Annotated in this window: 11 protein-coding genes; 4 read left to right on the top strand and 7 right to left on the bottom strand. The window is 67.2% G+C overall.

Annotated features, from left to right (window positions below; genetic code table 11):
• Positions 1-160: 160 nt before the first annotated feature.
• From TPR58_RS22585 to TPR58_RS22565, 5 genes are all read right to left on the bottom strand, one after another.
• Positions 161-1,048 (bottom strand): ATP-grasp domain-containing protein, encoded by an 888-nt coding sequence (locus tag TPR58_RS22585; protein ID WP_346249042.1) that lies wholly within the window; start codon positions 1,046-1,048, stop codon positions 161-163.
• A 55-nt stretch (positions 1,049-1,103) separates the two neighbouring features.
• Entirely contained in the window at positions 1,104-1,520 is a 417-nt protein-coding gene (gene arfB, locus TPR58_RS22580) for an alternative ribosome rescue aminoacyl-tRNA hydrolase ArfB (RefSeq protein ID WP_346249041.1), read from the bottom strand.
• Positions 1,495-2,160: an RluA family pseudouridine synthase gene (locus tag TPR58_RS22575; RefSeq protein ID WP_346249040.1), complete on the bottom strand. Its 666-nt coding sequence runs from the start codon at positions 2,158-2,160 to the stop codon at positions 1,495-1,497. Before TPR58_RS22575 ends, arfB begins: the two co-directional genes overlap by 26 nt.
• A gap of 138 nt (positions 2,161-2,298) precedes the next feature.
• The gene (gene wrbA / locus TPR58_RS22570) at positions 2,299-2,901 is read right to left on the bottom strand and encodes an NAD(P)H:quinone oxidoreductase (protein ID WP_346249039.1); all 603 of its coding nucleotides are present in this window, start codon (positions 2,899-2,901) and stop codon (positions 2,299-2,301) included.
• A 115-nt stretch (positions 2,902-3,016) separates the two neighbouring features.
• Positions 3,017-3,715, bottom strand: coding sequence for a pirin family protein (locus TPR58_RS22565; RefSeq protein WP_346249037.1), 699 nt, complete (start codon positions 3,713-3,715; stop codon positions 3,017-3,019).
• 117 nt (positions 3,716-3,832) lie between these two features.
• On the opposite strand from TPR58_RS22565, the gene TPR58_RS22560 reads away from it, so the two are divergent.
• Positions 3,833-4,795: a LysR family transcriptional regulator gene (locus TPR58_RS22560; RefSeq protein WP_346249036.1), complete on the top strand. Its 963-nt coding sequence runs from the start codon at positions 3,833-3,835 to the stop codon at positions 4,793-4,795.
• Between the two features lie 142 nt (positions 4,796-4,937).
• Positions 4,938-5,645 (top strand): response regulator transcription factor CtrA, encoded by a 708-nt coding sequence (gene ctrA, locus TPR58_RS22555; protein WP_346249035.1) that lies wholly within the window; start codon positions 4,938-4,940, stop codon positions 5,643-5,645.
• 188 nt (positions 5,646-5,833) lie between these two features.
• On the opposite strand, the gene TPR58_RS22550 is transcribed toward ctrA, so the two are convergent.
• Entirely contained in the window at positions 5,834-6,502 is a 669-nt protein-coding gene (locus TPR58_RS22550; protein ID WP_346249034.1) for an HPP family protein, read from the bottom strand.
• 5 nt (positions 6,503-6,507) lie between these two features.
• On the bottom strand, positions 6,508-8,163 hold the full coding sequence (locus TPR58_RS22545) for an amidohydrolase (RefSeq protein WP_346249033.1): 1,656 nt from the start codon (positions 8,161-8,163) through the stop codon (positions 6,508-6,510).
• 58 nt (positions 8,164-8,221) lie between these two features.
• On the opposite strand from TPR58_RS22545, the gene TPR58_RS22540 reads away from it, so the two are divergent.
• Together TPR58_RS22540 and TPR58_RS22535 are read left to right on the top strand one after the other, a co-directional pair.
• Positions 8,222-9,460, top strand: a complete 1,239-nt coding sequence (locus TPR58_RS22540) for a threonine ammonia-lyase (RefSeq protein ID WP_346249032.1) — start codon at positions 8,222-8,224, stop codon at positions 9,458-9,460.
• A 452-nt stretch (positions 9,461-9,912) separates the two neighbouring features.
• Positions 9,913-10,698, top strand: a complete 786-nt coding sequence (locus TPR58_RS22535; RefSeq protein WP_346249031.1) for an arginyltransferase — start codon at positions 9,913-9,915, stop codon at positions 10,696-10,698.
• Positions 10,699-10,871 lie beyond the last annotated feature (173 nt).

The following is a 10,871-nucleotide window of genomic DNA, read 5'->3' as shown; positions in this document are numbered from 1 at the left end:
GCGCCGCCCGCCAGTAGCTGGTCGAGAAGCTCGTTCGGGATCGCAGGCTCTTTGCGTCGGGACATAGGGGATCTCCTTCCTAACCATTATGCCCGCCCGCACACGGAAATCCTGACAGGCCCGGCCGACGCGGCTCGTCCGCGTCCCCTTACCTAATATGCTACCTTATCAAAGACCTTAGAGCGGTGAAAATCGGGAGCGCGGCCTCTGGAACCGGCAGGCCGGAAACCTGACCGTCCCCTACTTCCAGCAGCCACCAGCGCCCGTCCAAGTCCTGACCAAAATCCGCAGAAGCGAAAATACCCGGCATTCTGACCGCAATCTGATCGACCATCTCGCTCGGTGGCCCGCCCAACTCAGCAGCCGCTTCCGAGCGGGGCCAACATCCCACGGATCGCCCGCCGACGACGAACGCCCGATATTCGTGCGCCAGCGAACCGTGTGGAACCAACGGTATATGGGTCTTGAAGACGATGCCCCCGACCAGGCTATCGCCTTGCAGCTCGCGAAACCGATGCAAAACCCGAAGCGCGCCCGCCGGCTCGGATGCATCGGCGATGTAGCACGCCTCGTGCCAATATCCTGCGGCCTGGGACTTCACCCAATCCTTGATCACGAGGGGCGAGCCACCGAACGACGCCAGTGTCGCGTCAATCCGTGTGCGATCGTCGATCTCGTCGATGCCCAGCCATGCCATCCGGGGCATCCAGGACGACAGGCAATCATATGATCCAGGTGCGTGATGACAGGCATCATAGTGAGCAGGCGTCGTGATCAACTCGATCCCTCGATCGAGTAGTCCAGCGTGCAGGGCGGCGTACGCTTGCGCGCTCAGCATCCACCCGCGGTATATCGCCTTGCCAGGCTCGTCGAAGCGAGCTTTCCTGAGCGCAGCGCCTGCATCGATACGATGATCCAGTTGATCGTGATCCAACCGCACAAGCGTAAATCCGGCGGCCTCTGCAATTTCGGCTTCGGCCGCAAAATCTGGCTCGATCTTTCGCGGATCAAGCGGATCGGAACAGAAGATGGCGTAGGGTCGCGGCATAGACGTGTGTGATGCAAATGCCGATCGCCCGGGTCAAGTGAGGTCCCACCGCCCCTCAGTCGAACTGGACCTTGCCCCTGCCCGCCTTGACCTGCGAGCGGCCCTTCTTCTCGTCGACGCGGCGGGCTTTCGCTGCCTTGCTCGGCTTGGTCTTGACCCGTCTCGCCTGGCGTTCATGGGCCCTGGCGATCAGCTCGGTCAGGCGTTCGCGGGCGTCGGCGCGGTTGGCGTCCTGAGTGCGGAACTTGCGGGCGGTGATGACCAGTTCGCCGTTCGAGGTCATCTTGGTGCCCGCCAGCACCTTGAGCTGCTGATAGGCATAGGGCGGCAGGCCGAGACGGAAGACGTCGACGCGCAGCTGGACCGCGGTCGCGACCTTGTTGACGTTCTGGCCGCCGGGGCCGGATGCGGCGAGGAACTTCTCCTCGACGATCGCGGCTTCGAGGTCAGTCACGCTTGCCGAAGCCGACATTGTGGAAGCGCACCGGCAACGGTGCCTCGGCATGGACGTCGGGCTTGCCGTCGCGCGGGATCGTCAGGCCGGCGGCGTGGAGCATCACCGCGGGGCCGCCGGTGCCATAGACGGGGTCGCCCATGATCGGCATGCCCAGCCCCTCGGCCGCGTGGATGCGGATCTGGTGGGTGCGGCCGGTCTCGGGATAGAAGGCGACCATCGCGCGGCCCTCGTTGCGGCCGGTGCCGGTCTCGAGGATCTTCCAGCGGGTGCGCGCGGCCTTGCCATTGGGATCGCCGCGCATGCGCCAGCCGGTCTCCGCAGTCGAGGTCTTGCCCAGCGGCAGGTCGATCAGGCCGGTCGGCTCTTCGGGCACGCCGTCGAGGATGGCGACATAGCGCTTGGTCACCGCGCCGGCCTCGAACGCCTGCTGGAACCGCTTGTGCGCCTTGGGATTGCGGGCGAGCAGCAGGCAGCCGCTGGTGTCGCGGTCGAGCCGGTGGACCGGCAGCGGCAGGCGCTGGAAGCCGAAGGTCAGGCGGCCGAGCATGTCCTCGAGGCTTTCGGAACCGTCACGCGGGCGGTCGACCGGCAGCCCCGCGGGCTTGTCGAGAATGATCGCTTCGCCATCGATGAACAATACGCGGTCCTGGAGCATGGCGACGCCCCTAGCACCCCCGGCCTGATTGCGGGAGGGGGTGCGATGTCCGCCCGACGAAGAAGGCCGCCGCCCCGGGGGAGGGGGCGGCGGCCCGATCGCGTCCCCGAGGGGGGAGAAGGGACGCGAGCGTTTCGGTTACGCGGTCAGCTTGGCCGCGACTTCGGCGATGCGGCGGCCCTGATAGCGGGCGCCGTCGAGGTCGATCGCGGTCGGCTGGCGGCTGCCGTCGCCGCCGGCGACGGTGGTGGCGCCATAGGGGGCGCCGCCGACGATCTCGCTGTTGTCCATCTGGCCGGCATGGCCATAGTCGAGACCGACGATCGTCAGGCCGAAGTGCAGCAGGTTGGTGATGATCGAGAACAGGGTGGTTTCCTGGCCGCCATGCTGGCTGGCGGTCGAGGTGAAGGCGCCGGCCACCTTGCCGTGCAGCGCGCCGGTCGCCCACAGGCCGCCCGCGGTATCGAAGAAGGCGGCCATCTGGCTGGTCATGCGGCCGAAACGGGTCGGCGAGCCGACGATGATCGCGTCATACTCCTTCAGCACCTCGGGACCGGAGATGACCGCGTGCGGGCTCTCGGTCTTGAAATGGGCAGCCTTCACGACGGCCTCGGGCGCGGTCTCGGGGACGCGCAGGATGTCGACCTGGGCGCCGGTCTGGCGTGCGCCTTCGGCGACGGCCTCGGCCATCGTCTCGATATGGCCGTAGGAGGAATAATAGAGGACGAGGACCTTGGTCATTGCTGTGCTCCTGGTTCTGGCAAGGGTTCAGGGGAGGATCTGTCCCGGGAGGTGACAGGGAGGGTCGGACAGGCCCTCCCCCGGCCCTCCCCCGCATCGCGAGGGAGGAAATCGGTCATTCGGCGTCGACGAGCACGATCTCGGCATCGTCGAGCGCGGTGATCGTCACGGTCTGGCCGCCCGACAGCGCGGCGCCGTCGCGGGCGTCGAACGCCTGGCCGTCGATCTCGATCCGCCCGATCGCGGGGACGAGATAGGCGTGACGGCCGGCGCCGACCTCGTGCTGCAGGCTCTCGCCCGCCTTCAGCGTTGCGCCGAGGACGCGCGCATCGGCACGGATCGGCAGGGCGTCGCCATCCTCGGCAAAGCCCGAGGCGAGCGTGACGAACCGGCCCGAGCGATCGCCCCTGGGAAAGGGCTTGGCGCCCCAGCTGGGCTGGCCGCCGGTCCCGCGCGGCTCGATCCAGATCTGGAAGAGCGTCGTTGTCTCGGGCTCGAGATTATATTCGGCATGGCGCACGCCGGTGCCGGCGCTCATCACCTGGACGTCGCCGGCGCCGGTGCGACCCTTGTTGCCCATCGAATCCTGATGGGTGATCGCGCCGGTGCGGACATAGGTGATGATCTCCATGTCGCGGTGCGGATGGGCGGGAAAGCCGCTGTTCGCGGCGATCTCGTCGTCATTCCACACGCGGATCGCGCCCCAGCCCATGCGGGCCGGATCATGGTAATTGGAAAAGCTGAAATGGTGACGGGCGTTGAGCCATCCGTGATCGGCATGACCCAGGCTCTCGAACGAGCGTTTCTCGATCATTGCGGGGTTCCTTAACTCTGCTTGGTCCTCAAGATAGGCGGCGCGATCGCATCGTAAATGGAAACGTTGGAAACTGATCGTTTCCTTTGGTAAAATGCGGTCAAGAGGAGGACGCGCGTGAAACTTCCCGATTTCGAGGCCTGGGCGGTGTTCGCATCGGTGGTCGAGCATCGCTCCTTCAGCGGTGCCGCGGATGCGCTGGGCGTGTCCAAGGCGACGGTGTCCAAGGCGATCAGCCGGCTGGAGGCGCGGCTGGGCACGACGCTGTTCCACCGCACGTCGCGACGGCTGACGCTGACCGACAGCGGGCGGGGGCTGGCCGAACGGGCGCAGCGCATCCTGAGCGAGGGAACCGAGGCGGAGGAAGCGGCGCTGGACGCGGCCAAGGCGCCGGCGGGCACGGTGCGGATCGCGGCGTCGGTAACCTTCGGCGCGAAGATGGTGGCGCCGGTGCTGGCCGACTTCATGAAGCTGTATCCGGACATCCGCATCGACCTGACGCTGTCGGACGGGTTCGTCGACATCGTCGGCGACGGGATCGACGTGGCGGTGCGGATCGCAGAGCTGCCCGACAGCTCGCTGCGCGCGCGGCGGGTGGCGCCAGTGTCGGTTTATGTCGTCGGCGCGCCTGCCTATTTCAAGAAACATGGCCGGCCGCTGCATCCGGCCGATCTCGCGACGCATGCGTGCTTCGCCTATACCCATGCGGCCAATCCCGACACCTGGCGGTTCCGCCGCGCGGGCGGCGAGGAAGCGGCGGTGCGAATCGACGGCCCGCTGCGATCCGACAGCGGCGACGCGATGCTGCCGGCGCTGCGCGCGGGACTGGGCATCGGGATCCTGCCCGATTTCATCGTCGGCGACGACCTGGCCGCGGGGCGACTCGAGTCGGTGCTGGACGACTGGTCGCTGGGCGCGGGCGCGCTGCACCTGGTGACGCCGCCCGGCACGCTGCGCCCGGCCCGGGTCGAGGCGGTGATCGACTATCTTGCCGAGCGGCTGCGCGCCGGGTGCGGGGCGGCGGGCGGCAGGCTGCCGCCGGACGCCGGCGGAACGCGACCCGCTCCGGAGAATCCCTGACTCGTTACGCGTCCAGCCGGCTGGCTAAAGCTGGTTAGCACGATGTTAACCTTTCGGCTTCAGAGACGATTAGGTTAACGAATTTGGTCGGGGTCACGCCGCATTCCATGCGGTCGTCCTCCGGAGGAGATGGGGACTGGCGATGCGCGTGTTGCTGATCGAGGACGAGCCGACCACGGCGAAGGCGATCGACCTGATGCTGTCGAGCGAGGGCTTCAACGTCTATACGACGGACCTGGGCGAAGAGGGCCTGGATCTCGGCAAGCTGTATGATTACGATATCATCCTGCTCGACCTGAACCTGCCCGACATGCATGGCTATGACGTGCTGAAGAAGCTGCGCGTGGCGCGGGTCTCGACTCCGGTGCTGATCCTGTCGGGCATCAACGAGATGGACACCAAGGTGCGCTCGTTCGGCTTCGGCGCGGACGATTACGTGACCAAGCCGTTCCACCGCGAGGAGCTGGTGGCGCGCATCCATGCGGTGATCCGCCGGTCGAAGGGGCATAGCCAGTCGGTGATCCGCACCGGCAAGCTGGCGGTCAATCTCGATGCCAAGACGGTCGAGGTCGACGGCGCGCGCGTGCACCTGACCGGCAAGGAATATGCGATGCTCGAGCTGCTGTCGCTGCGCAAGGGCACGACGCTGACCAAGGAAATGTTCCTCAACCACCTTTATGGCGGGATGGACGAGCCCGAGCTGAAGATCATCGACGTCTTCATCTGCAAGCTGCGCAAGAAGCTGAGCATGGCGACCGAGGGCGAGAATTACATCGAGACGGTGTGGGGCCGCGGCTATGTGCTGCGCGACGCCGACGAGGAGCGGGTCGAGGTTGCCGCGGTGGCGTGAGGGCAGCCGGGAGAAGGTTCGAGGGTCGCGGTGTTCCGCGGCCCTTTTTCGTTGCCCTCTCCCCTTGATGGAGCTGACGTAGTCGGCGGAAGGGTGAGGGGGAGCTATTCCCTAAGCCCCTTCCCCCTCATCCTTCCCACTGCCTTCGGCAGCGGGCCCCTTCCTTCTCCCACGAGGGGAGAAGGAGATTAGGGTCGCTTGCCTGACCGCCTCAACTTCGCATTGCGCTCGGCTGCGGCGACCAGGGCGTGGAGGTCGGCCCGGCTGACGTCGAAGGGTTCGCCCAGTTGATCGAGCGCGGCGTCGATGTCCTCGGGGTCGATCCCGGCCGTGGCGGGCGGCTGGGCGCGGTGGGGGTAGCTGTGGCCCGAGACGCGGTGGAAGACCAGGCCGAGCAGGACGAGCACCAGCGCATTGAGGCCGAACGGGACCAGCGCCAGCGCATAGCCATGGGCGAGCACCTCGGGCCCGGCGATTACGGGGACCAGCGCGCTGCCGCCGCCGGGGGCGTGGAGGCAGCGCAGCGCCGACATCACCAGGATCGATCCGCCCACCGACAGCCCGGCGGCGAAGGCGGTGTGGCCGAAGGTGCGCGCGGCGAACACCCCGACCAGGGTCGAGACCACCGTTCCGACGATGGCGGCATAGGGCTGTGCCAGCGGGCTGCTGGGCACGGCGAAGATCAGCACGGCAGAGGCGCCGATCGGCGCGCCGAGCAGGATGACCGAGGCGGGATCGCCCGCGACGAACGAGCAGATCCAGCCGGTCAGCCCGATGCCGAGAAACGCACCGCACGACGCCATCAGCCGGTCGCGCCAGTTCGAACCGGCAAGCCGGAACCCCCGCCACCCCGCCATCGGCGTTACTTCTTCGGCATCCAGACGCGCTCGCCATTCACCCAGGTTTCGAGCACGCGGGTGCCGCGCAGTTCGCTGGGCGATGCCAGCAGCGGATCGCGGTCGAGGATGATGAAGTCGGCGCGCATGCCCGGCGCGAGTCGGCCGATCTTCTGTTCGGCGAAGCCGGCATAGGCGGCCCAGATGCTGAACCCGGCCCAGGCCTGTTCGCGCGTCACGATCTCTTCGGGACGCCAGCCGCCGAACGGCTGCATGTCGGCATCCTGGCGGGTGAAGGCGGCGGCCCAGCCCGCAAAGGGATTGGGACTCTCGACCGGGAAGTCCGAGCCGAACGACAGCTTGCCGCCATTCTGCAGGATCGAGCGCCAGGCATAGGCGCCCTTCAGCCGGTCGGGACCCAGCCGCGCCTCGGCCATTGTCCGGTCGGACGTCTGGTGCGTCGGCTGCATCGAGGCGATCACGCCCAGCTTGCCGAAGCGCGGCAGGTCTGCGGGATCGATCACCTGGGCATGTTCGATCCGCCAGCGGCGATCGTCGCCCTTGTAGCTGTCGGCCACGACCTCGATCGCGTTCAGCGCCTGGTTGTTGGCGCGGTCGCCGATCGCGTGGATCGCGAGCTGGAAATTGTCCATCGTGCCGCGGCTCATCAGGTTGAGCAGCTGGTCGTCGGACAGGAAGCCCAGGCCCTTCTGGCCCGGAGCATCGGCATAATCGGCCTTGAGCCAGGCGCCGCGGCTGCCCAGCGCGCCGTCGAGATACAGCTTGATCCCGCCCATGCGCAGCCGGTCGCTGTAGAGCCAGGGGGTCGGTCCCTGCCCCGCCACCGCCAGCGCGGTATCGACGCCGCCGGCATAGCTCATGATGCGGAACTTCATCAGGCCGAGGTCGCCCATGCGGCGATAGGTCAGCCAGTCGTCGACCGTCGTGCCCATGTCGGTGGTGGCGGTGACGCCGACCGACAGCAATGATTCCTGGGCGGCGAGGAAGGCGGCATTGCGTTCGCGCGGAGTCGCGTTCGGCACGGCCTTCTGGATCAGCGCCGCTGCGGCGTCGATGAACACACCGGTCGGCACGCCCTTCGCGTCGCGCTCGATCCGGCCGCCGACCGGGTCCTTGGAAGAGGGCGAGACGCCCGCCAGCGTCATCGCGCGCGTGTTCGCCCAGCCGGCATGGCCGTCGACCCGCTCGAGCCAGACCGGACGGTCGGACACCACCCGGTCGAGATCGGCTGCGGTCGGGAAGCGGCCCAGGCCCCAGCGTTCCTGGTTCCAGCCGCGACCCATGATCCACTTGGTCGGATTGGCGGCGGCATAGTCGCCGATCTTCTTCAGCGCCTCGTCGAGGCTGCGGGTGCCCGACAGGTCGAGCTGGAGCGTCTGGAAGCCCAGCCCCATGACATGGCCGTGCGCGTCGATCAGCCCGGGCATCAGCAGTCGGCCGCCCATGTCGAGCTTCCATTCGGGCTTTTTCGGGCGACGCTGCTTCGGCGTCAGCAGCGCGGTGACGATGCCTTCGCGGTTGAACATGATCCCGTTGAAGCGGACGATCTCGCCCTTTTCGTCCAGGGTGATGCCGTTGACATTGTCGACCAGTCCGTCGGCATGGGCGACGGGTGCGATCAGGATCGCGGCGGCCGCGAGCATCTGGGGGATCAGCTTCATGGGCGTCGGCATAAGCCGTGTTCCCCCGCTGCGCCAGATGTCCTAAGGCGCGTGACCTATGGCTACGCAATCCGCACCCACCGCCCCGGCGCTGCCGGTTTCCCTCGATGATGTCGTCGCGGCGCGGATGCGCATCATGGACTCGATCGTCGCGACCCCGACGCTGGTCAGCCGGACGCTGTCCGACCTGACCGGCGCGACCGTGTATCTCAAGTTCGAAAACCTTCAGTTCACCGCCGCGTACAAGGAGCGCGGCGCGCTCAACACCCTGCTCCAGCTTCCCGCCAACACCAGCGGCGTGATCGCCGCATCCGCCGGCAATCACGCCCAGGGCCTGTCCTATCACGCCAACCGGCTGGGCATCCCGTCGACCATCGTCATGCCGAAGAACACGCCGATCGTGAAGGTGACCCAGACTCAGGGGCACGGCGCGACGGTGATCCTGGAAGGCGAGACGTTCGACGCCGCCTATGCCCATGCCCGCAAGCTGGAGGCCGAGCAGGGCCTGACCTTCGTCCATCCGTTCGACGATCCGCGGATCATCGCCGGCCAGGGCACGGTCGCGCTGGAAATGCTGGAGGCGGTGCCCGACCTCGACACGCTGGTCGTGCCGATCGGCGGCGGCGGCCTGATCTCCGGCATGGCGACCGTGGCCAAGGCTCAGGCGCATCCGATCGAGGTGATCGGGGTGCAGGCCGAGCTGTATCCGTCGATGTACAACCAGATCAACGGGACCGAGATGCCGTGCGCCGGCGACACGCTGGCCGAGGGGATCGCGGTCAAGGTGCCGGGCGGCATCACCCGCGAGATCGTCGCCGCGCTGACCGACGACATCGTCCTGGTCGGCGAGCGCCGGCTGGAGGAAGCGGTCAGCCTGTTGCTGCAGATCGAGAAGACGGTGGTCGAGGGCGCGGGCGCCGCGGGCCTGGCCGCCTTGCTGTCCGAGCCCGAGCGGTTCCGCGGCAAGAAGGTCGGCATCGTGCTGTGCGGCGGCAATATCGACACCCGCCTGCTGGCGAACGTGCTGCTGCGCGACCTGGCGCGGTCGGGCCGGCTGGCGCGGCTGCGCGTCCGGCTGCAGGACCGGCCGGGTGCGCTGTTCCATGTCGCGCGGATCTTCCACGAGCAGGGGGTGAACATCATCGAGGTGTATCACCAGCGCATCTTCACCACCCTGCCCGCCAAGGGCCTGATCACCGACATCGAATGCGAAACCCGCGACCGCGCGCATCTCGAGCGGCTGATGACGGCGCTGCGCCGCGCGCAATATGAGGTGAGCCAGACCGAGCTGGCGTAAGTCCGGGGCTGCGGCGCGTGCGAACGCGCCGCGGTACGGGCTTGGGGCTGGCCCGCATGTCACTTGCCGTGGCGCTTGTGGATGGCCGCCCTTCGACAAGCTCAGGGCGAACGGGGGATGGGGTCGGGCCGCGCCTCCCACCTCCGTTCGGGCTGAGCTTGTCGAAGCCCGCTCGCGTCACACGCCCCGGCTCCGCGTCGCGACGAAGCGAATCGCACGCGCGACGGGCCGAGTCGCGGCGCGATTCCGGCTGCTTATCCCTTGCGCTACAATCATATCCGCGATCTCGCCGCCATGCGGCAACGGCACGCTTTGCCGGGCCTCGTTTCGCTTCCGACCAGGCGTTAACTTTCTTTGTTGGTAAATCGCCTTTTCATCATCTTTTTTCGCCCGCATAGTGCGCGACACAGACCGCGACCCGACGGTCGCGCGTTCAAGAGGGCAAGCCGGCGGTGACTGCACTTTCCCGTTTTCCACGGTTTTTCGTAACCAGCCCGTCCCCCTGTCCCTATCTGCCCGGAAAGCAGGAGCGGAAGATCTTCACCGAGCTGTCGGGGCCGCATGCGAACGAGCTTAACGATGCGCTGGGCCGGATCGGATTCCGCCGCAGCCAGTCGGTCGCCTATCGCCCCAGCTGCGCCGGGTGCACCGCCTGCGTGTCGGTTCGCGTGATCGCCGAGCGGTTCAAGCCGAATGCGAGCCAGCGCAAGCTGATCAAGCGGCATTCCGACCTGGAAGTGACCGCGTGCAAGCCCTGGGCGACCGAGGAGCAATATGAGCTGCTCCACAATTACCTGAGCGCGCGCCACCCGGGCGGCGGCATGGCGGCGATGGACGAGGGCGATTATGCCGACATGGTCGAGCAGTCGCCGGTCAGCTCCTATGTCGTCGAATATCGCGAGCCCGCGCGCGACGGCCAGCGCGGCCGCCTGGTCGGCGCGTGCATCACCGACCAGCAGGCCGATGGCCTGTCGATGATCTACAGCTATTTCGTCGCCGACGACGAGCGCCGCCCGGGCCTGGGCAACTTCATCATCATGGACCATATCCGCCGCGCCAGCGCGGCACGCCTGCCCTATGTCTATCTCGGCTATTGGGTGAAGGGCAGCGAGCGAATGGCGTACAAGACCCGCTATCGCCCGCTCGAGGTGCTGGGCCCGAACGGCTGGTCCGCCTATGACGAGGCCGACGATAGCGTCGCGATGCCGCTGCCGGCGAAGATCCACGAACTGGCCTGACGGCGAGGAGCGGCCCGCCGCCGAAACTCGTGCGTCATCCCGGCCGTGGTGCCCACAACTGTCCGGGATTCACAGGTTGAGGGTCATTTGGGGATTTTGGGGCAGTTTTGCTGGCTGGATTGGTGGTGGTTTGGCTCGTCCAGAGAGGTCGAGCCTGCTGAACAGTGCGACCC

This window comes from Sphingomonas rustica (genome assembly GCF_039652585.1).
Taxonomy (GTDB): Bacteria; Pseudomonadota; Alphaproteobacteria; order Sphingomonadales; family Sphingomonadaceae; genus Sphingomonas; species Sphingomonas rustica.
This window is presented reverse-complemented; position numbering and strand designations above follow the sequence as displayed.